Source organism: Glycocaulis albus, from assembly GCF_014639075.1.
GTDB lineage: Bacteria > Pseudomonadota > Alphaproteobacteria > Caulobacterales > Maricaulaceae > Glycocaulis > Glycocaulis albus.
In genome coordinates this window covers 90620-111710 of the sequence record NZ_BMFS01000003.1, presented here as the reverse complement: position 1 = coordinate 111710, position 21091 = coordinate 90620, and the positions used below count along the sequence as shown (strand labels likewise).

The window sequence follows — 21091 nt, the reverse complement described above, 5'->3', positions numbered from 1 at the left end:
GATTATCCTTTTTCGCCGTCTTTGAGTTTCACCGCGTAAAGCTCCAGCCGGTGATCGACGAGCTTGTAGCCGAGGCGCCGCGCAATGGCTTCCTTCATCTTCTCGATCTCTTCGTCATAGAACTCGACGATATCGCCCGATTTGAGATCGATAAGGTGATCGTGGTGATCCTCGGTGGCTTCCTCGTAGCGCGAACGCCCGTCGCGGAAATCATGGCGCTCGATAATGCCGGCATCTTCAAACAGGCGCACGGTGCGGTAAACCGTTGCCAGCGAGATACGGTTGTCGACGCTGGCGGCGCGGCGATGCACTTCCTCGGCGTCCGGGTGATCTTCGGCTTCTGACAGCACGCGCGCGATCACGCGGCGCTGCTCGGTCATGCGCAGACCTTTTTCGATGCACAATTGTTCAATGCGATCTGACATCGGTCAGCCTCCATGAAGCGCTCGCCTGCGCAGGGCCGTCACGCTGTCCTTAGCCCCGCAGGCCAAATCTGTCCATTCCTGCTAGAGCAGCCGCGACAGCACCAGCGCATCAGAGCCGTCACGATAATAGCGCGCCCGGTGCCCGGCTTTGCCCCAGCCTGATGCCCGGTAGAGCGCAATGGCTGCCTGGTTGTTCACCGCCACTTCCAGAAACGCCCTCGCCGCGCCACGCTCCTGTGACGCCTGAAGGCCTGCTTCAACCAGCGCCCGCCCGATGCCGCTGCGGCGGGCCGATGGCAGGACGGCAAGGGTCAGCATCTCGGCCTCATCGGCAATCGTGCGCATCAGGATAAAGCCGAGAGGAGCCTCACCCCGCACGGCAATAATAGCATCCACACCCGGCCCGGCCAGCAGGGTTTCAAAGGCATCCGCGTCCCAGATCTCCCCGCCATCAAAGGCCTTCGCGTGCAGGGCGGCCAGCAGGCCGGCGCTTTCCGGTCCGGCTGCAACGATCTGCGCACTCACGGGATGATGCCGCCGGGCAGGGCCGCATCGGGCGGGCGGGCATAATGAGGCGATGGCAGAGGCGCGTCCTTGCTCGCGCCTGCGCTCAGCGCCAGCAGGGCCGTCAAGGGCGCATGATCCACCCAGGCCGCAGACGGGCCGAGAAGCTTTGCTCCCGATCCGGCAAGAAGCGCGCTGCCGGTGGCGGCGAAGGCCTCCCGGGCGGCGGCTACATCGCTGCGGACAGGCTCGCCCGCGGCCTTGCCGCCCTTGAATACCTGCCAGACCAGCTCGCCGCGCCGGGCGTCATGCACCGTGAACACGATTGCGCGCGCCTCCGGATCGGTTTCAAGGGCCATGGCTGCAAGGCTCGAAATGCCGATGGCCTGCGCGCCTGTTGCCAGCGCCAGTCCGCGCGCGAAGGCTGTACCGGCGCGGGTGCCGGCAAAACTGCCAGGTCCGGTCGCCACGCCAATACGCCAGAGCTCGCCCGGCACCATGCCCGCTTCATCCAGCAGCTCGCCCACCAGAGGCGCCAGCCGCTCGGCCTGCCCGCGCTCCATCGCCTCGTCGCGCTGGATTATCCGGCCGTCGGCCAGCTTGAGCGCAGCCGCGCACCAGCGCCCGGTCGTGTCTATGACCAGAACCGGGCGAAGGGCGGTATCGTTTGCCATGCAGGGCCTATTTCAGAATGCGCGCAGCCTCGTCGAAGGAGAGGCGCGGCAGGCGCGGGAACAGCTTCTCAGTCGTTCCATAGCCGATATTGACCAGAAAGTTCGAGCGCCAGTGCTTCATTTTCGGGTCGGCGGCAAAAAACTCTTCATCCACCTTGGCATTGTCGAACCCGCTCATCGGGCCGCAATCAAGGCCGAGCGCACGGGCGGCGAGGATCAGATAAGCGCCCTGCAGCGTGCCATTGCGCACGCCATTGGCCTTGCGTGCTTCATCGGAGGCAAACCATTCCTTGGCGCCCGGATCATGCGGGAAAAGCTCCGGCACTTTCTGGTGAAATTCCCAGTCCCAGGCGATGATGGCCGTCACCGGCGCGCTCATCGTCTTGTCGACATTGGACGGGATCAGGAAGGGTTTGAGGCGCTCCTTGGCCTCGCCTTTCAGGAAGATGAAGCGCGCGGGCGAGTTGTTGGCGCTGGTCGGGCCGTATTTGAGGAGGTCATAGAGCGCCTGGATCGTGGTGTCGGAGACATCCTTGTCCTCCCACGTGTAGAAGGTGCGCGCGCCGCGGAACAGCTGGTCCAGCGCGTGGTCGGGCAACGTCTTGTGGCGATCTTCCAGTACCAGTTCGCTCATGGCTCTGGTCCCTTTCTTCAAGAGTGTGGCTGAAGGGTTCCGTCAACCGGAACGTCATTTGAAGAGATAGGCCACATGTCCCGCACTGGCCATGGCCGCGCTGGAAAAACCGAGTTGCCGGAATAGTTTTTCCTGATGCTCAGCCCATCCGGGCTTCGCTGCGGGCAATCCCCGATCAAGCCGGGGACAGGCCTTCGCGCCCGCGACTTTTCGCGGAACATCGCAACGCGGATGCGTTGCGGAACTAAAAACCCCTTACACCACCGCCTCGACGCCCGAGACCTCGGGCACATAGTGTTTGAGCAGGTTCTCGATCCCGCTCTTCAGCGTCATGGTCGAGGACGGGCAGCCCGCGCATGCGCCGCGCATATGCAGGCTGACAATACCGGTTTTCTCGTCATAGGCGTGAAACACGATATCGCCGCCATCCTGCGCGACGGCCGGGCGCACCCGTGTGTCGATGACCTCGCGGATTTCCTTCACGATGGACGCTGCCTCGCCCTCATAGACGGTCTCAGTCTCTTCGCCGGAGCCGGAGAACAGCGGCTTGCCAGATTGCAGCACATCCATGATCGCGCCCAGTACCGATGGCTTGATATGGACCCATTCCACGCCCTCGCCCTTGGTCACCGAAACGAAATCGGACCCGGCAAACACCCGCACCACGCCTTCGACCGCGAACAGCTCGCGCGCCAGCAGAGAGGCTTGCGCCTCTTCGGGCGTTGCGAAATCGCGCGGGGTTTCCGGTGCAATCTCCTGACCGGGCAGGAATTTCAGCGTATCGGGATTGGGGGTGGTTTCGGTCTGGATGAACATGACGGGTCGCGCCTTCTTCAAAGCCGGGGCAGGGCTGTGCCGGGTTCAGTCCTTCACTTGGCCTTGAACGCGCGTCCATTCAACCCTGCAGGCATCAGGGTTACCCGTCAGGTCAGCGCCTTTATCGTCTCTTCGGAAAGATCTCCCGGCACCACGGTGACGGGAATGGCGCGCTCGCCGAACAGGCCGCGCCCGCGTGATAGCGAGGTGACAAGCGGGCCGGGGCCATCGCCTTTCACGGCGGAACCCAGCACCAGGATGGAGATGCTCTCATCCTCCTCGATCAGCTTGCGGATGCAGTGTATGGCCTCGCCTTCGCGCACCAGCAGTTCGGGGCGCTCGCCGGTCACGCCCTCAATGTCTTCGGCCAGGCTTTCCAGTGCGGCTTCGGCCTCCTCCATCGCCTCGCGGCGCATGGTCTCGCCCACACCCAGCCATGGCTCGACGCTTGTTGGTTCGATGACCGCCAGCACGGCCACCTTGCCGCCGGTATTGTTCGCCCGGTGCGCGGCATAGCGGGCCGCCGCAGCGGACTCCTCACTGCCATCACCGATCAGAAGGAATTTTCTCGTGTTCGCCATGACCTGACCGTGACGCTTTCTTGACGCCGCGGCAAGAGGGCGTCATCTGGCGTGCATGGCCAGACCCCGCAAACCATCCGCAAGCAGTTCCAGACCGCTCGACAGGCTGGATGATTGCCGTTCCGTCGCCTCGCCGTCCCGCCAGATCACGCTCTGGCCGGACCGGCTCGAGGAGACGGCGGACGGCGCTCTGGTACGCCGGATCGCCATAGACGCGATAGAGGAAGTGCGCCTGAGCGTGGAGCCATCGGGCATTGGCGCAAAAGACCCGGCCCAGATCATCTGCCGGGTCAGCGCCGGGGGTAAGACGATCAGCTTTTCCTCCCTGCGCTCCACCGGCATCCTCAAATGGGAGAACCAGGCTGACCGTTTCGCCCTTTTCCTGCGTGCCCTGCATGATGCCCTGAACGCATATGAGGACGTCGCCTATGTCGAAGGCGCGCCGCTGGAGGCGAAGCTGAAAGCCTTTCTGCCGGCCGCCGCTATCGGGCTGGCCGGTATCATGCTGGCTGGCTGGGCGTTCACGGCCGGCCAGATCGTCATCGGCCTTATCGGCCTGGTATTGGGTGTCACCGGCGGGTATTCGGCCTGGATATTCCGTCCATCGGGCGAAAAACCCTACGACCCGGCGAAGTTCGGCTAGTCCAGAAGCCTTTTCAGCCCTTGCGCAAACAATGCCCCGCACTGCGCTGCCCCGCGCGGATAGTAATAGGGCTCAATGAGCTCGATCTCCATCAGCTTCAACGCGCCATCCCCGCCCCGCACCATGTCGACGCGGGCATAGAGAAGCGTCCCTACACCGCAATGGGCGCAGGCCGCCTCCAGGCACTGGCGGGCAAGCGCAATGTCCGTGGCAGACGGCGCGTACAGCGTGTCCACCCCGCCATACATGCCCTGAATACGGTAATCGCCCTTGGCAGCGCGCTTTATGACGGCGTGGGAGAACTCACCGCCAAAGAAGAGCAGCGAGTACTCGCCCTCTTCCTGAATGGCCGGCAGGAAGGCCTGTATCATCGCCCGGCCGGGCGGCAGCTCTGCCAGGTCCGGCAGCGGCTCGCCGCGCTTCACCCGCGCCTGCCGCCACGCGCCCGCGCCAACCACCGGCTTGACCACCAGATCGTCGCTGCCGAGCGTATCGAAGGCCTGTTCTATGATGTCCCGCGTTGCGAGATCGGCCCAGACCGTCTCGATCACCGGCGCGCCCAGCGCTGCCAGATCGCGCAAATAGGTCTTGTCCATATTCCAGCGCACGACATTGAGCGGGTTCAGCAGCGGGCGGACCGCACTGGCTGCTGACAGCACCTGAAGGAAGCGCTCCGTCTTGTCCCAGTAATCCCAGGTCGGGCCAATCACCACACCCGCATAGGCTTTCGGGTCAAACCTCTCGTCCCAGACGGCCGGCTCCAGCGCGAAACCCGCATCCCGGCAGGGCGCATCAATGGCGGCGAACTGTTCGGTGAACTCGTGCGCATCGCTGCGCGCCTCGCGGCGGTGAGCGAGCACATTGGACGAGACAAGATAGGCTAAGGCGCGCATGGAATTCCCCGCTTCGCTCTGGCGTGCGGTCCGGCTCTAGCGCCCCGGTATCTGGCGTCAAGTATGGCGCGGCAGCGCGGGTGTGAACCGGCGGGCGGGCTTGAGTGTGTGCCGTGCAGGCGTTAAGCCCACGCCCGCACCGCAACCGGAAGGATTACAGCTCATGGCCTCAACCCGCTTCGACATTATCGGCGTCGGCAACGCGATCGTGGACGTTATCGCGACCGCCGATGAGGGCTTTCTCGGCCAGCACGGCATCGAGAAAGGCGCCATGACGCTGATCGATGAGGAACGCGCAAAGGCCATCTATGCGGCGATGGGGCCGGGCCAGGAAGTGTCCGGCGGGTCAGCCGCCAACACGCTGGCAGGGGTGGCGAGCCTTGGCGGGCGCGGGGCCTATATAGGCAAGGTGGCCGATGACCAGCTGGGCGAGATCTTCGCCCACGATCTGCGCGCGACCGGGGTGGATTACTCCACCGCGCCCCTGAAGGGCGGCCCGGCGACAGCGCGCTGCCTCATCCTCGTTACCCCGGATGCACAGCGCTCCATGAACACCTTCCTGGGCGCATCTACCCTGTTCTCCGGCGAGGATGTTGATGCCGCCCGCATCGAGGCGGCGCACATCACCTATCTGGAAGGCTACCTCTTTGACCGCGACGAGGCGAAAGCCGCTTTCGTGTCAGCCGCCGAAATTGCCCGCAAGGCAGGCCGCAAGGTGGCGCTGACCCTGTCCGACCCGTTCTGCGTCGACCGTCACCGGGCGAGCTTCCGTCAGCTGATCGCGGGCCATGTCGATGTGGTGTTCGCCAATGAGGTTGAGCTCAAATCCCTTTATCAGAGCGAGGATTTCGACGCCGCGCTGGCTCAGCTCAGGGCCGAGACGCGCATTGCCGCCATTACGCGCTCGGAAAAAGGCGCTGTGATCATCTCCGGCGAGGACACCGTTCGGGTGCCTGCCGACCCGGTTGAAAAGCTGGTCGACACGACAGGGGCGGGCGATCTTTTCGCGGCCGGCTTCCTGCTGGGTCTGGCCCGCGGCGCGGATCTGGAAACCTGCGGCCGTCTCGGCGTGCTGTCCGCCGCCGAAGTGATCTCCCATGTCGGCGCCCGCCCGCTGGTCAGCCTGGCGGAACTGGCTGCCCGGCGCGGTCTTGTCATTCCGGCCGCCAGCTGACGATTACCGGAAGCGGTTTCAACAGGTTAACAGTGTCTATTCGGGTGTTTAACGCGATTTTCAGCAAGCTCTGAAAATCTGCGCCGACCTGCCGCATCATCCGGTACGACAACCGGAGCCGTGCGGCCTTGCCCCGTGAGGACTGATGGCCCCGCTTCGTCACGCCCTGTCACGCATGATGCGCTCGCTGGTGATGAAATTCACCGTGTTGTGCGCGTTCGTGCTGATTGCTGCCACATCGGTAATGACCGGTATCGGATATGTGTCCAAGTCACACGATAACCGGGTTACGGCGCTCGCTCACGCCGAGCTGATGTCACAGGTGCTGGCGTCCAACCTGGCCGAACAGACCGCCCAGCGTGATGCCCGGCGCCTGACGACCGGGCTGGGCGCGTTCGGTGAACGCGGTGATGTCCAGGGCGCCTATATTGTAGATACGGGCCGCGATGTGCTGGTCAGTGCCGGTGATGTCGGGTTTGCGCCCGGCGAACGCAGCTCGGACGCCCTGGTGCATGGCGCACTGGGTGCGGTGGACACGCGGGTGGAAATCGTTGGCGAGCTGATCCGTGTGGCGCAGCCCGTCATGCATCAGGGTCGTCTTGCCGGTGCGATCGTGATCGATGTGCCAATCGCTGCGGTGTCACGGCCCGCTGCCGAGATATTCCAGCGCCAGATACTTGTCGGTGTTGTGGCGTTGCTCATCTTCCTGCCGCTGGTTGCCTATGTTGTACGCGCGGCTCTCGGGCCGATCCACAAGCTGACCGAGGCGGCGCGCCTTGCCTCCTCGCGCAAGCTGGACATGCGTATCGACGTGCGCACCGGTGACGAGCTGGAAGTGCTCGCCAATGCCTTCAACCGCATGTTTGCCCGCCTTGATGCCTCCATGAAGCGCATCCACAGGCTGGCCTATGTCGACATGGTCACCGAGCTGCCCAACCGCGAGCGTTTCCGCAAGGAGGTCGAGCGTGTCACCCGCCGCGCCGAGGACACCGGCACCGCTGGCGCGGTCCTGTTCCTTGATCTCGATCGCTTCAAGCGTGTGAACGACTCGCTGGGTCTGGGTGAAGGCGACCGCCTTCTGGAGGCTGTGGCCCGGCGTCTGCGTGAAACCGCGCGCGGCTGGGACCTCCATCAGGGCGAAGATGGCGCAGAGCCCTCACTGGTTGCGCGCCTCGGCGGTGACGAGTTCACCATTCTTCTGCCAGCCTTGCGTGATCCGGCTGATGCGGCCCGCGTGGCGCGTCTGGTCATTGATGCTGTTCGCCGTCCGTTCGAGATTTCCGGTCACCGCGTGTTTTTGGGCCTGTCCGTCGGCGTTGCTGTCTTCCCGCGTGATGGTGCAGACCCTGAAACCCTGCTGCGTCATGCCGATCTTGCCATGGCCGCTGCCAAGCGTTCCGGCGGCAATGCGTTCGAGTTCTTCGAAGCCAGCATGAACCAGACAGCTTTTGAACGTCTCGTGCTGGAAGGCGAGCTGCGCGAAGCCGTGCGCGATGACCAGCTGGTTGTCTTCTACCAGCCGAAAATCTCCATCAAGGATGGCTCGATAGCCGGTGTGGAGGCGCTGGTACGCTGGAACCATCCGACAGCAGGCCTTCTGTCACCTGGAACCTTCATCCAGGCAGCCGAGGAATGCGGCCTGATCGGTGAGATTGGCGACTGGGTCATGCGCCGCGCCTGCACCGAGATTGCTGACCTCAACCGGCGCGGCTACGAGCTGCCGGTGGCGGTCAATGTCTCGGCTGTGCAGTTCGAGGATGAAGGCTTTGCCGACGCGGTGCTCGACACGCTGCGTGAAACCGGCCTGCCGGCCTCGCTGCTGGAGCTGGAGCTGACGGAGTCGGTTGCCATGCGCCAGCCGGAACGGGTGCTGGAGCAGATCGAGCCGCTGCGCCAGCGCGGCGTGGGCTTTGCCATCGATGATTTCGGCACCGGCCATTCCAGCCTGTCCTACCTGACCCGCATGCCGTTCGACGTGTTCAAGATCGACCAGAGCTTTGTCCGCGACATGTCCAAGGACCCCCACGCGCGCATCGTGGTGGAGACAATCCTCGCCATGGCCAAGGCGCTGAAGCTTCAGACCGTGGCCGAAGGCGTTGAAACCAGTGAGCAGCTCGCCTTCCTGCGAGAACAGGGCGCGACGCTGGCGCAGGGCTATCTCTTTGCCCGCCCAATGCCGCTGGCAGACCTTGTGCGCTATGCTGATGACGACCAGTCCAGGACCCGGCTGGCTAGCGCCTGAAGGCAGCATAAGGGCCGGTTCGGGGTTGCCCCTGACTGTGGCACATTCGCCACGCACAACACCTTTCTACAATTTAATTGAACAACGCCCCTGACTTGTGGCATAAATGCACATGCGGGCCGCAAGCACTCTGACCCGCTCGCTCTGGCACGGCGTCGTCCCCCGCAAACCGTCCAGGGTCAGGCCCGCACCGGTTGATCCCCTCCCGGTGCAGCATGTGGCAGTCAAGCGGTCCGGATCGGCGCCCGATGGTCCCCTCACCATCGGGCGCCATAGTTTTTGCCGTTTCACCCTGTTCCGGGGCCGGTGAGCGCGCTAGACAGCAGGCATGGCACCTTCCCACTCCCCCGATTCCAGCGATGATGTGATCGCCCGCCTGCTTGAGGAGATACCGCTCCTTTACAAGGCGCGGGCCTTTGCCGAGAGCATTGCCGATCCGGCCTATTTCTCGCGGCTGGGCGAACGGCTGGATCCGCGCGAGAATACGCTGGCGCGCGCCTATCTCGACGGGCTTGGCTTTCCTGACGCCGAGCCTGCACCGCTGGGCAGCTGGGAGGATGCGGCCATCGCCGCTGAAGCGCTCGATACCGACCCACTGGCCTGGGAGGCCGAAGAGATGCTGCGCGCGGGGCTGGCCGAGCGTGCGCTCGAGCGCCTTGATCCTGAAGGGCTTGACGCGGCCCTGACGCTGGTGGCCTCGTCCATTGGCGAGCTTGCGCGTGAGGCAGCCGAAGCCGCCGCCGCCATGGATGACATGTATGACGAAAGCGTCGTCAACCTCGCTGCGGGCGGGCTGATACAGGCCGCCAATGGTGCGGTTCTGGTGCTGCTGGCCGAGGCTGAGGATGAGGAGCCCACCCACCCCTTCCTCGCGCGCTGGCGGCTCTATGTGCGCGGCCGCTGGCCGGTCGGCGTTGCCGGTTCCACCTATAATATCCTCTGATCCATTGTCTGCAGGAGGTGCCGAGATGGCCGCCCTGACCCTTGCCACCTGGAATATCAATTCGGTCCGCCTGCGCATCGACCAGGTCGCGCGCTTTGCCTCCATGGCACAGCCCGACGTGATCTGCCTGCAGGAGATCAAGTGCATGGAGGACCAGTTTCCGGCCAAAGCCTTCAAGGACATGGGTTATCCCCATGTGCACGTGACCGGCCAGAAGGGCATGCATGGCGTGGCGACTGTCTCGCGCGCACCCATCGAGGTGCTGGAAGATTGTGAAGTTTGTCCCAAGGGTGAGGCGCGCCATCACGTGGTGCGCGTGGACGGGGTGGAGATCCAGAACTATTACATCCCCGCGGGCGGGGACGAGCCGGACACCGCCATCAATCCGCGCTTTGCCCACAAGCTCGATTTTCTGGATCGCTTTGGCGCGTATCTGGAAAAGCGCGGGCAAAAGGGTGGCGATGTGGTGCTGGTGGGCGATCTCAACATCGCCCCGCGTGAGCACGATGTCTGGTCACACAAACAGCTCCTCAAAGTCATCTCCCACACGCCGGTAGAGACCGAGGGTCTGGAGCTGGCGCGCACCAGAGCCGGCTATCTTGATATCGCGCGCGAGCTGATTGCCGAGCCGGAGAAGATCTACACCTGGTGGAGCTATCGCAATCGCGACTGGCGCAAATCCAACCGGGGCCGCCGGCTCGATCATATCTGGGTCTCGCCCGCACTTCAGTCAGCGGCAACCGCCCATGGCCGTGAAGGCTTCACCATCTGGGACGAAACCCGCGACTGGGAAAAACCCTCCGACCATGTGCCGGTAACGCTCAAGCTGGGGTAGGCCGCCGCCATGTCCCGTGTATCGAAAGGCGGTACACCATCTTGACAATGTATCGCACATCGATACATTGTGTAACGGATTGCGCTGGCCGGATGATAATAAGCTTTGCAGACAAGGTCACAGAAGCTGTCTTTCTGGGCTCTTGCCCGAAAGGGTTTCCTGCCGAGCTGTTCAGGCGGACGCGGCGCGCCCTTGAACGGGTACATGCCGCAACCGACGTTTGGGATCTACGTGTTCCGCCGTCCTTCCGCCTGCATCAGCTCAAAGGCGATCAGGCGGGCAGATGGTCCATTTCGGTCAACGACCAGTTCCGCATCACTTTTGCGTTCGCAAATGGCGACGCCCGGGATGTACGTTTTGAAGACTACCACTGATCTGCCGTCCTGATGAGGTTCCCCATGCCCCGTTCATTCCACGCTCCTGCCAGTACGGTTGGCGAGCACCTCAAGGAAGATTTCATGGGCGAATACGCCATCAAGGCACCCACGCTCGCCAGGAAGCTGGGCGTGCCGCGCGCGCGCGTCGTGCGGCTTCTGGAGGGCGCGGCCTGCGATGGCGATATGGCGCTGCGTCTTGCCCGTGTGTTCGGTACCACGCCGGAATTCTGGCTGAATCTTCAGATGTTGCGCGATCTGTCTCTTGCACAGGTGGAGCGTGGCGCGGCTATCGAGGCCGAAGCAACGCCGCTTCAGTCAGCATAGCCTCGCTGACCCGCTTTCACCCCTTCAGCGCAATGATCCCGCACTGGCCACCAAACTGGCCGGCATGACCGTCGCGCGCGGCTCGTCTTGACGAGAAGAAGCGCGCCTCGTCGGCGAAGGTGCAGGCGCGTATACGGCTGATCTGGCCTTGCGGCACGCCTGCCGACAGGAGCTGGCGGTGGACGGCTTCAGCCACATCCAGCCCGGCGCCGCCTTCGGCATCCTTGGGACCGACAAGACGGTCATCCAGCCTGCCGAACAGCTCTTCAAAGGCCTCCAGCACTTCCGGGCCGACGCGGTAATTGGCCTTGGAGATCGCAGGCCCGATGGCCGCACGCAAATCTTCCGGCCGGCTGCCATAGGCCTGCCTGAGCGCTGCGATCGTGCGCGCTGTGATGTTCTTGACCGTGCTGCGCCAGCCTGAATGGATGGCGCCGATAGCATGGTTGACCGGATCATGCAGGAGCAGGGGCACGCAATCGGCAACCTGCGTGCATAGCGCAAAGCCGGTCTGGCTGGTGATGAGAGCGTCACCTTCACCCACCGACCAGCCTTCGGGCATGCCGTCGGCCTCAAGCACGGTGTCGCCATGGACCTGATTGGCAAAGACCAGCCGGGTGACACCCAGCGCACGGGCGACCCGCGCGCGGTTCTCGGCGACATGATCCTTGTTGTCGCCGCGTGACCAGGTGAGGTTCAGGCTTCCGTAAGGGCCCTCGCTGACCCCGCCGGTGCGTGTGGTGAAGGCATGCACAATGCCCTCGCCCAGACTGTCGGCGAAGAGAAATTCCAGCCGGCTCATGGATTGGCTCCGTCAAGAAACCCGCTGCGGCCCCGCCCCAGATCATAGGCTTCACGGGCATCGGCAACCCCGGCCAGCAGGGCGTGGAGCGCGGTCCAGTCATCGTCCGCAGCAATTGGTGCCCATGCCGCTTCCATTGTCTCGAACACCATGTCCGTTGGCTCGTCTTGCGCAAAATAGCGGTGGGACAGGCGCTCGGGGCGAACCGGATCACGCGCCTTGAAACCGTCCAGAACGGCTTCGAACTCTTGCGAACGATAGTGCTTCCCGCGTGGTCCGGCAAACGCGCGGCTTTTCGAGGCAATCCCGCCAAACCAGTCGAAAACCACCCCCTCGAAAGGCAGCTGGCTCTGGTGCATGAAGCGTAACAGGGCGGTCAGGAAAGCGCCGTCTGCCTCGCCGCCGAGCGGCGCTATGCCAAGCCGCTGATGCCAGGTCTCGTAGAGCGCGGCCCGGTACTGGTCGGGGAAGGTCATCAGCGCCTTGATGAGGCTGTCTTCCTCGCCGACCAGCGACAGGGCGCCCGCCAGCTGCTCCAGTGCCCACAGGACTGATTCCGGCTGGCGGCCATAGGCATAAAGCCCGCCCTCGTCGAAATAGGCGGCTGTGAATCCCGGTTCGAACCAGGGCAGGAAACGCCAGGGGCCGTAATCGAAGCTCTCGCCGGTCACCACCAGATTGTCTGTGTTGAGCACGCCGTGGACAAAACCCGCCGCCATCCATTCCGCTGCCAGCCGGGCGAGGGCGGCGGTCGTGTGTTCGAGAAAGCCGGCTGCGCGCGCAGGCGTGTCCCCGCCGGCCGCCTGCGGGTGGAAATGCTCAATCGCATAGTCCATCAGCGTCTCGACAAGGTCAGGCCGGTTGAAATACGCGTGCCTCTGGAACATGCCGATCCGCACATGGGAGTGCGACAGGCGTGTCATCACGGCAGAGCGTGTGGGGCTGGGCTCATCGCCCCGGTGCAGCGCCTCGCCGGTTTCGTAGATGGCGAACGTCTTGGACGTGTAGACGCCGAGCGCCTCTAGCATTTCGGCAGCCAGCAGCTCGCGCACCGCGCCCTTCAGGGTCAGACGCCCGTCGCCGGTGCGTGAGAACGGTGTCTGACCCGATCCCTTGGTGCCCAGATCCAGTAGCCGCCCTTCGGTGTCACGCAACTGGGCAAACAGGAAACCCCGCCCGTCCCCGATCTGCGGATTATAGGTACGGAACTGATGCCCGTGATAGCGCAGCGCCAGCGGCTTTTCCTGATTGTCCGGCAAAGGCTCGAAACGGAGGAAATGGGCCGCACGGGCCGCGGCATCGAGACCGTCCAGTCCCACCGCGCCGGCCCAGCGTGTATTCCACCAGCGTTCAATGCCTGCAGGGAAGCTGGCGGGCTCCACCGGATCGGCAAACTCACCGCCCAGCGCGGAAAAGCGCGGATCGGGCTGGTAGCGTGCGGCCATCAGCCCAGACCTTTGTCGAGCGCCCGGGCAGCCCGCACAATGGCCTCTGTCGCCTGCGGCAATATGCGCGTCATGTTCAGGAAGCCATGGGGCACGGTATTGATCACCACCCTTTCCACCGGCACGCCGGAGGCGGCCAGCCGGTCGGCATAGGCTGCACCCTCATTGAGGAGCGGATCAAGTTCGGCAGCCAGAAGAAAGGTGGGCGCAATGCCTTTCAGATCATCGGCCAGCAGGGGCGAAACGCGTACATCGCGCACATCATCAAGGCTGCGCAGATAGGTGTGCCGGATACGGGTGAGGACTTCGCGCGACAGGAGCGGACCTTCCTGCCAGGGCTGGCGGGCGCGTTCGATCTCCAGCAATTGCAGAAGCGGGTAGATCAGCAGCTGGAATGCCACTTTTCCCCGCCGGTGCTGGGCGATGACGGCCGCCAGATTGCCGCCCGCCGAATCGCCGCCAACTGCCAGCCGGTCGGGTGAAAACCCGTAACCGGCGAGCGCTCCCTCCTGCACAGCGTCAAAGGCTGCCAGCGCATCGTTCACGGCCGCCGGAAAGGCGTGTTCTGGTGCCTTTCGGTAATTGACCGACACCACCCGGACGCCCGAGGCCGCGGCAAGGCGCTGACAGAGCGGTGCGTGGGTGTCGATATCACCGATCACGAACCCGCCGCCATGAAAATAGACCAGACCCGCTCCGTTCTCGGCGGCATCGAACGGCACCCAGACGCGCACCGGAATCGGTTCGGCCGGGCCGGGCAGGGTAAGATCGCTGATCGTTTCCACGCCGGGCGGTTCCAGCTCGGCAATCGGGATCATGCGCCGCAACGCCTCACGCATGCCCGGCGCGGTGCGTTCGGGCGTGAAATGAGCGGCCAGATCGGCAAGGGCTTTTTCAGGGGTCAGCATGTGAGCTGCATAGTTCGGCGCGCAGACCGGCAAAGGCAAGCGTCAAGACCGCAGATGGCATAGCTTAGTGCAATTGCACCCGGCTGGCCGACTGGATGCGCCCTGTCAGGGCGTCCTCGATTTCGCTTTTCAGCGCCCGCCACGCCGCTGCGCTTTCCGTCTCACCCTTGTCCTCCATTTCCGAAATCGCCTCGCAGGCATAGCCCAGCGCGCGCCTGCCGTGGCGCTCGACAAGGGTAAAGGCAATCTGGCGGATATCCTCAGGCGTGATGCGGGAGCGGCGATGGGCGGCTGTCGGGTGCAAGGGCTTGGTCTCCGGTATGGCAAGCGGCAGGTCCCCGTGGGTCTGGCAAGTGGCGGGCCATGGCCGGTATCAGTGTAAATTACTGAAAAAACTGATGTATGATGTGTTGTGCATGTGGCTGCTGATGACCGATGTGCGCCGACCGGCGATTCTTGCCGGGCATACTTGTCCGCCATGCCGGTGACGGAAAGTTGCAGTGCGCCGCCGCAGGGTTTCAGGTGTTGTTCCTTGCCTGTCAGGCATATTGCAGGCATTACGCAGATCAAGACCGCAAGATTTGACGGAGTGCCCTTCCCATGCGCGTGGCAATGATCGGTACAGGCTATGTCGGCCTGGTTTCTGGAGCCTGTTTTGCCGATTTCGGCCATCAGGTGACCTGCATCGACAAGAACGAGGAAAAGATCGCGCTTTTGCGTTCAGGTGGCGTGCCGATCTATGAGCCGGGTCTGGACCAGCTGGTGCAGCGCAATGTGCGCGAAGGCCGTCTGGATTTTGCCACCGACCTGACCGAGGCGGTGCGTGCCGCGGATGTGGTCTTTATCGCCGTCGGGACGCCCTCGCGCCGCGGTGATGGCCATGCGGATCTGTCCTATGTCTATGCCGCCGCCGAGGAAATCGGGCAGGTCATGGACGGTTTCACGGTCGTGGTGAACAAGTCGACTGTCCCGGTAGGAACCGGCGACGAGGTGGAAGCCTTGATCCGCAAGGTACGCCCCGACGGCGATTTTGCCGTGGTGTCGAACCCCGAATTTCTGCGCGAAGGCGCGGCTATTGACGACTTCAAGCGCCCGGACCGGGTCGTCGTGGGCACCGAGGACCCGCGCGCCCGCGACATCATGCGCGAGCTCTATCGGCCGCTTTTCCTGAATGAAACCCCGATTGTCTTCACCTCGCGGCGCACGTCGGAACTGATCAAGTATGCGGCCAATGCCTTCCTTGCCATGAAGATCACCTTCATCAACGAGATGGCCGATCTGTGCGAGGCGGTGGGCGCCAATGTGCAGGAAGTGTCCAAGGGTATCGGCCTTGATGGCCGCATCGGGTCAAAATTCCTGCATGCCGGCCCCGGCTATGGCGGTTCGTGCTTCCCCAAGGACACGCTGGCCCTGGTGCGCACGGCGCAGGAAGCGCACGCGCCCTTGCAGCTCGTCGAGGCCACCGTGCGGGTGAATGACACCCGCAAGCGCGCGATGGCTGACAAGGTGATCGCCGCATGCGGCGGGGATGTTTCGGGCAAGACGATCGCCGTGCTGGGACTGACCTTCAAGCCGAATACCGACGATATGCGTGAGGCGCCGAGCCTCGACATCATTCCGGCCCTGCAAGCCAGGGGCGCGCGTGTGCGGGCGTATGATCCGGCCGGGATCGAGGAAGCTGAAAAGCTGCTGAAAGATGTCGAATACACGACCGGCCCCTATCTGGCGCTCGACGGCGCGGACGCGGTGGTGATCATCACCGAGTGGAATGAGTTCCGTGCGCTCGACATGGACCGTGTGAAGGCGGCACTCAAATCCCCGGTCGTGGTGGATCTGCGCAATATCTACGATCCGGCAGAGATGAAGGAAGCCGGCCTGTCCTATACCAGCGTGGGCCGGCCGTAAGCCTCCCTGCTAGCGGCCTGCCAGCGGTCCTATGGCCGTCATGATGTGATAGAGCATGCTGGCAGGGATGTCCTTTGCCAGCGGTTTTCCGTCCCGGTCATAGGCGTCCATCCAGCCCCCGTGGCAGGCATCAGCCAGATAGGTGGCGCGCAAGCGCTCAAGCAGGTGTCCGGTCTCGCCCGGCGCCGCCATGTCAGCATGGCGCAGGCGTGCGCGCAGCATTTCCAGCTGCGGCCACAAGCGGCGGTTCGCATCGATTATCCCGCCCGTCGTATCCACGCTGTTGTGCGCAAGCCCGCTGCGGCGGTCACGCCCCTTATTGTCGGCAAAACCGATAAGACGCCGCCTCCAGCTGATCAGGTCATGGCCGGTTCGCGCCTCGTATTCGGCCAGCAGCCAGGCCCATTCATGGCAATGGCCAGGTTCGGTACGCCACGGACCGGTACCCCTTGACCAGTCCGCACCCAGCTCCTCGATCACCGCCCCGCTGGCCGGATGGAAAAAGCTGTCTTCAAAGCGCTCAATGCATACCCGGGCACACGCCAGCGCGTCGGTGCCGCCGCTGGCGGCATCCAGCGCCAGGCACGCCTCCAACAGGTGCATGTGCGGGTTCGCTGCGCGCACATCGGGCGCCATTTCCGGATCGAAAAACCCTTCACCGGAGCTGTCCGACATGCAGGTCCTCACGAAGTCCAGCGCTTCGCGGGCCAGATCGAGCGCACGCGGCTCGCCAAAGGCCTGCCAGGCGGCTGCGCCAGCCAGAATGACAAAGGCATGGTCGTAAAGCCCGCGCCGCGCGTCCAGCGCCGTGCCATCGCGCTCCAGGCGGTGCACCCATCCGCCTGACGGCGCGCGCGCCGGACCATCAAGATACTCAAGGCCCAGCATGGCGATCCGGCGTGCCTCGCCACGGTCCCAGCCGAGCTGTGCGGCTTGGGAAAACGAGAATATCTGTCGCGGGATAACCCGCATGCGCCGCTCCCGGGCCGGCTGGGGCGAGCCATCCAGCGCAAGGGATTCCACAAACCCGCCCTTGTCCGCATCCCAGGCATTGCGGGCCCACAGGGGCAGGCATGCATCAAACAGCCAGTTGCGCGCCCAGCCTGTGGCCTCGCCTGAGAGGTCGGTAATGGTCTGTGCGGCGCTGACCAGCGGTTTTATGCCGGCCGCCTCGTCGAGCCGGGTTACGATGACTGCATCGCGCGTGGCAGCGATGGCGAGGCCCTCGACGCCCTTTACCGCGATGACCGGGCCTTCGCTGCGTACATAGCTGCCTCTCACGTCCTGCAGAACGGCCGGGCCGTGCACGGCGTTGCCGTCAGGGCCGGTATCGCAGAGCGCTTTGAGCGCCGCGTAATCGCCGACATCGCTCCACCCCATATCAACCGGCACCAGGCTCGCCAGCCGGGTCTTTTCCATCACCGCATAGTCAATGCTGATGGCCGGGGCGGCTTCAAACGCCGCGCGTGCAACGACGCGCGCCCCGCTGGACATGTCCGTTCGCGTTTCAGCCAGTGCCGCGCGTGCCGCACTGAGTATCTGTGGGGCATGCTGCGCCAGCTCGCCGAGCATCACGTCCGCCCGGAACAGGAAAATGCCCGCATTCCAGAAATATTCGCCTGACGCGAGATAGGTTCTGGCCGTGGCGATACCGGGCTTCTCGACAAAGGCCTGCACGGTACGCGTAGAGCCTCCGCCGGGCGCACGGATATAGCCATAGCCGGTTGCGGCATGGTCCGGGGTTATGCCGAATGTGACAATGCGCCCGTCAGCGGCGGCCTTCGCGCCATGCGCGATGGCATCAAGGAAGCGTTCAGGCCGGCCAATATGATGGTCTGCGGGCAGAATGAGGACGAGGGCGCCTGCGGGAGCGGCCAGGGCCGCCAGCGCCACTGCAGGGGCAGAATCGCGCCCCACCGGCTCCAGTATCAGTGACGCGTCCGGCATATGGGCACGCAGCAGGGCACCATGGCGCTCCGACCCGATGGCGGTCAGGGGCAGAAAGCCGATATCGCCGCGCGTTCCTGCGTTCAGACGCGCTACCGTTTCAGCCAGCATGGAGCGCCCCGAAGGCAGGCTGAGGAAGGGTTTGGGCCGCAGGCTGTCCGACACCGGCCAGAGCCGGCTGCCCGCTCCGCCGCACAGGATGAAAGGCGTGATCATATGCGCAGTCATTGATGTGTACGCCCCTCTTCTCCCCTGCCGCCGGGCGAGCCTGCCAGCGCCTGCATGCGGGCTGTCTGCCCATAGCCCGCTTCGCCCGACTCTGGCTAGCTTGCGTCCGGGCCTGCCGGCGCCGGCCTGCTTGGTTTGTCTTTCGGTTACGCATTGTGAGCCATAGTCGAAACGGCAGGAATCACACGCGATAGCCGGTAGACCGGTCCTGCCCCGCTGCAGCAAGGCTTCATCCTGATGGCCCCGACATCATCGATAGACGGCGACATCGTTTTCGAGACAAGCCCCCATCCGATGATGGTGTTTGACCCTGAAAGCTTTGCCATTCTGCGGGTGAACCGCGCCGCTATCGATACGTATGGATATAGCGCCCGCGAACTCCTCCGGCTGACAGTAAAGGATCTCAAGCCGCAGGAGGATATTGCCGCGCTGCATGAGGTTGTCGCCAAGGCCGGCAGCGGCCCGTCACGCCCCGGCATATGGCGCCACGTAACGAAGTCCGGCGATATACGCTGGATGGACATTTCCGGTCACGAGGTTGCTTTTCTGGGCCGCAAGGCCCGGCTGGCCATCATGCACGACGTTACCAATATCATCCGGCTGGAGCAGGAGCGTGCCGCCCTGCATGCCAGCGAGAAGGCCGCCCGCGAACAGGCCGAGGCAGAGGCGCAGAGCTTTCGCTCGGTCCTGGAATCGGCAAGCGGCAAGTTTGTGGTCCTGCGCGCGGGAAATTTCGAGATTTTTGCCGTCAGCGATGAGTATCTGGCTGTTACCGGCCGGACGCGGGCTGAGCTTATAGGCCGCAATATTTTCGAGGCCTTTCCCGATGACCCTGCTGACCTTGATGGCGGTGGAACATCGCGCCTTGAGGCCTCACTGCGCCGGGTGCGCGAAGCGGCGCGCTCAGACGTGCTTGCGGTACTGCGCTACCCGATCAGGCTAATGGACGCACAAGGCCCGTGCTTCCAGGAGCGTTGGTGGCATGTGGTCAATACCCCGGTTCTGGGAACTGGCGGCCATGTCAGCTACATCATAAACCGGGTGGAGGATGTAACCGGCTATGTCAGCGCCGATACCGCTGGCGCGCCGGTCATTCCCGATCGTCCGCCAGAACCGCAAAGCGTGCTGGTGGCGCATGAGCTTAGCCAGGCTGCTCGGCGCATGCGCGAGCAGGAAGCCAATCTGCGAACCGCGCAGGAGCTTCTGGGCATTGGAATCTGGACCTATCACCCCGCAACCCGGATGCATGTCTGGAGTGAAGAGGTGCGTAATATCTACGGTGTTGATACCGCGCACTCGGCCGTTTCCTTCCGCGACCATGCCGCCCTCGTGCATCCTGATGACCGCGAGAGCCTGCACGCCGCCTACAGGGCGTTTTATGCATCCGGCAGCAGGACGTTCGATTTCCAGTACCGCATCGTCCGGCCCGATAATGGCGAGACAGTTCATGTTCGCGGCATCGCTGAGCGAACCGGCGAGGGTGAGGATGAAATTCTTGCCGGCGTGGTTCAGGACATAACCGAGCGCAAGCGGAACGAGGCCGAGCTTCTGGCCGCGCGTGACGAGTCTGAACGCGCCAACCGGCTGAAATCGGAGTTCCTCGCCAATATGAGTCATGAAATCCGCACACCCCTGAACGGCGTGCTGGGGATGTCGCAGATTCTGGCCCGTACGGACCTTGATGAGCGCCAGAAGCGCATGGTCGATACAGTGCTGAGCTCCGGTCAGGCGCTGTTGTCCATTCTCGATGACATACTGAACATCTCCAAGATCGAGGCGGGCCTCTTCACCCTTGAGCCGGAGCCTGTGGCACTGGCGGCAATGTGCTCGCGCGCGATGGATGCCGTTACGGCCGGCGCGATGGAAAAGGGGCTGGCCATTACCAGTGATATTGACCCGTCCTTGCCCGCCGATCTCGTCACCGACCACCGGCGGCTGGGGCAGGTACTGATCAACCTTCTGGGCAATGCGGTGAAGTTCACTGAAAGCGGCGCGGTGAGGCTCAGCGTCGAGCGCTGCGGCGAGGACCGGCTGCGTTTCATTGTGTCGGATACCGGGCCGGGCATCGCGCCCGACAGGCTCGACATCATCTTCGACCGCTTCCGCCAGATTGATGCCAGTCCCGCACGCCGGCATGACGGGGCCGGGCTCGGCCTTGCCATCTGCAAGGAGTTCGCCGGTCTCATGGGCGGCACTATTGAAGTGGAAAGCCAGCTCGGGCGCGGCACCCGCTTCACCGTGACCCTGCCGCTTGTGCCGGCCGGCAACATGGCAGCTTCCGGCACCGTCCGGCGCTCCGGCACGGCCGCGCCGGCATCAAGCGCGCGCGTGCTGATCGCAGAAGATAATCCGGTCAATATGCGCATGATGCAGATGATGATCGAGGAGCTGGGCCTGCCAGAACCCCGCTGCGTGGATAACGGCCATGACGCCGTGCGCGCCGCGCTCACGCATGATTTTGACCTGATCATCATGGACATATCCATGCCGGTCATGAACGGGCTGGAGGCCATCCAAAACATCCGGTCCAGCACCGGCCTGCGGGCGCGCGCCCCGATACTCGCCCTTACCGCGCTTGCCGAGACCCATGACCGTGAAGCCTGTCTGGCCGCAGGCGCAGATGCCTATCTGGCCAAGCCGGTTGATATTGATGACCTGCGGCAGGTGATCAACCAGCTGGCGGCGGCGAGACGCAAGCAGGCGCAGGCCGGGGACACATCCTGCCTGCCTCGCGGCACGGCAGGCGGCGTGTGAGCTTTCCGCTGTCGCCGCCCGGTCGCTGAGGCGTGCG

The 21091-nt window shown here is 63.9% G+C and carries 21 protein-coding genes; 9 read left to right on the top strand and 12 right to left on the bottom strand.

The window, feature by feature from the left end; all coding sequences use genetic code 11:
• Positions 1–2 precede the first annotated feature (2 nt).
• The 6 genes from IEV75_RS04545 to IEV75_RS04520 all read right to left on the bottom strand — a co-directional run bounded on the left by IEV75_RS04545 (position 3) and on the right by IEV75_RS04520 (position 3634).
• Positions 3–425, bottom strand: a complete 423-nt coding sequence (locus IEV75_RS04545) for a Fur family transcriptional regulator (RefSeq protein ID WP_127565191.1) — start codon at positions 423–425, stop codon at positions 3–5.
• 81 nt (positions 426–506) lie between these two features.
• Positions 507–950: a GNAT family N-acetyltransferase gene (locus tag IEV75_RS04540; RefSeq protein WP_233351744.1), complete on the bottom strand. Its 444-nt coding sequence runs from the start codon at positions 948–950 to the stop codon at positions 507–509.
• Complete coding sequence (gene tsaB, locus IEV75_RS04535) at positions 947–1603, bottom strand: tRNA (adenosine(37)-N6)-threonylcarbamoyltransferase complex dimerization subunit type 1 TsaB (RefSeq protein WP_188451369.1); 657 nt, start codon at positions 1601–1603, stop codon at positions 947–949. The genes IEV75_RS04540 and tsaB overlap by 4 nt, the downstream gene beginning before the upstream one ends.
• 7 nt (positions 1604–1610) lie before the next feature.
• Positions 1611–2237, bottom strand: coding sequence for a malonic semialdehyde reductase (locus IEV75_RS04530; protein WP_188451368.1), 627 nt, complete (start codon positions 2235–2237; stop codon positions 1611–1613).
• 255 nt (positions 2238–2492) lie between these two features.
• A complete protein-coding gene (locus IEV75_RS14040; RefSeq protein ID WP_188451367.1) occupies positions 2493–3053 on the bottom strand; it encodes a NifU family protein in 561 nt (186 codons plus the stop codon).
• 107 nt (positions 3054–3160) lie between these two features.
• Positions 3161–3634 (bottom strand): universal stress protein, encoded by a 474-nt coding sequence (locus tag IEV75_RS04520; RefSeq protein WP_188451366.1) that lies wholly within the window; start codon positions 3632–3634, stop codon positions 3161–3163.
• Positions 3635–3689: 55 nt separating this feature from the next.
• Here IEV75_RS04520 and IEV75_RS04515 point away from each other — a divergent pair, with 55 nt between their 5' ends.
• Entirely contained in the window at positions 3690–4277 is a 588-nt protein-coding gene (locus IEV75_RS04515; RefSeq protein ID WP_188451365.1) for a hypothetical protein, read from the top strand.
• Here the strand turns inward: IEV75_RS04515 and IEV75_RS04510 are convergent.
• Positions 4274–5170 carry an ATP-grasp domain-containing protein gene (locus IEV75_RS04510; RefSeq protein WP_188451364.1) on the bottom strand — a complete coding sequence of 299 codons (897 nt, stop codon included), beginning with the start codon at positions 5168–5170 and terminating at the stop codon, positions 4274–4276. The genes IEV75_RS04515 and IEV75_RS04510 overlap by 4 nt on opposite strands.
• A 163-nt stretch (positions 5171–5333) precedes the next feature.
• On the opposite strand from IEV75_RS04510, the gene IEV75_RS04505 reads away from it, so the two are divergent.
• From IEV75_RS04505 to IEV75_RS04480, 6 genes are all read left to right on the top strand, one after another.
• On the top strand, positions 5334–6344 hold the full coding sequence (locus IEV75_RS04505) for an adenosine kinase (protein ID WP_188451363.1): 1011 nt from the start codon (positions 5334–5336) through the stop codon (positions 6342–6344).
• Positions 6345–6489: 145 nt separating this feature from the next.
• Positions 6490–8586 carry a putative bifunctional diguanylate cyclase/phosphodiesterase gene (locus IEV75_RS04500; protein WP_188451362.1) on the top strand — a complete coding sequence of 699 codons (2097 nt, stop codon included), beginning with the start codon at positions 6490–6492 and terminating at the stop codon, positions 8584–8586.
• 328 nt (positions 8587–8914) lie between these two features.
• Positions 8915–9529 (top strand): hypothetical protein, encoded by a 615-nt coding sequence (locus IEV75_RS04495; protein ID WP_188451361.1) that lies wholly within the window; start codon positions 8915–8917, stop codon positions 9527–9529.
• A gap of 25 nt (positions 9530–9554) precedes the next feature.
• On the top strand, positions 9555–10364 hold the full coding sequence (xth, locus tag IEV75_RS04490; RefSeq protein WP_188451360.1) for an exodeoxyribonuclease III: 810 nt from the start codon (positions 9555–9557) through the stop codon (positions 10362–10364).
• A 47-nt stretch (positions 10365–10411) separates the two neighbouring features.
• A complete protein-coding gene (locus IEV75_RS14035) occupies positions 10412–10738 on the top strand; it encodes a type II toxin-antitoxin system RelE/ParE family toxin (RefSeq protein WP_373290509.1) in 327 nt (108 codons plus the stop codon).
• A 24-nt stretch (positions 10739–10762) separates the two neighbouring features.
• Complete coding sequence (locus IEV75_RS04480; RefSeq protein WP_188451359.1) at positions 10763–11065, top strand: HigA family addiction module antitoxin; 303 nt, start codon at positions 10763–10765, stop codon at positions 11063–11065.
• Positions 11066–11081: 16 nt separating this feature from the next.
• Here the strand turns inward: IEV75_RS04480 and pgeF are convergent, their stop codons facing one another.
• From pgeF to IEV75_RS04460, 4 genes are all read right to left on the bottom strand, one after another.
• Positions 11082–11867: a peptidoglycan editing factor PgeF gene (pgeF, locus tag IEV75_RS04475; protein ID WP_188451358.1), complete on the bottom strand. Its 786-nt coding sequence runs from the start codon at positions 11865–11867 to the stop codon at positions 11082–11084.
• On the bottom strand, positions 11864–13312 hold the full coding sequence (locus tag IEV75_RS04470; protein ID WP_188451357.1) for a protein adenylyltransferase SelO family protein: 1449 nt from the start codon (positions 13310–13312) through the stop codon (positions 11864–11866). The genes pgeF and IEV75_RS04470 overlap by 4 nt, the downstream gene beginning before the upstream one ends.
• Positions 13312–14220, bottom strand: a complete 909-nt coding sequence (locus IEV75_RS04465; RefSeq protein ID WP_188451356.1) for an alpha/beta hydrolase — start codon at positions 14218–14220, stop codon at positions 13312–13314. Before IEV75_RS04465 ends, IEV75_RS04470 begins: the two co-directional genes overlap by 1 nt.
• 64 nt (positions 14221–14284) lie before the next feature.
• A complete protein-coding gene (locus IEV75_RS04460) occupies positions 14285–14524 on the bottom strand; it encodes a hypothetical protein (protein WP_188451355.1) in 240 nt (79 codons plus the stop codon).
• Between the two features lie 296 nt (positions 14525–14820).
• Between IEV75_RS04460 and IEV75_RS04455 the strand changes: the two genes are divergently transcribed.
• Complete coding sequence (locus IEV75_RS04455) at positions 14821–16125, top strand: UDP-glucose dehydrogenase family protein (protein WP_188451354.1); 1305 nt, start codon at positions 14821–14823, stop codon at positions 16123–16125.
• Between the two features lie 9 nt (positions 16126–16134).
• Here the strand turns inward: IEV75_RS04455 and IEV75_RS04450 are convergent, their stop codons facing one another.
• On the bottom strand, positions 16135–18288 hold the full coding sequence (locus IEV75_RS04450; RefSeq protein WP_188451353.1) for an AGE family epimerase/isomerase: 2154 nt from the start codon (positions 18286–18288) through the stop codon (positions 16135–16137).
• Positions 18289–18537: 249 nt separating this feature from the next.
• Here IEV75_RS04450 and IEV75_RS04445 point away from each other — a divergent pair, with 249 nt between their 5' ends.
• On the top strand, positions 18538–21054 hold the full coding sequence (locus tag IEV75_RS04445) for a PAS domain-containing hybrid sensor histidine kinase/response regulator (protein WP_188451352.1): 2517 nt from the start codon (positions 18538–18540) through the stop codon (positions 21052–21054).
• The last annotated feature ends 37 nt before the right edge of the window (positions 21055–21091 follow it).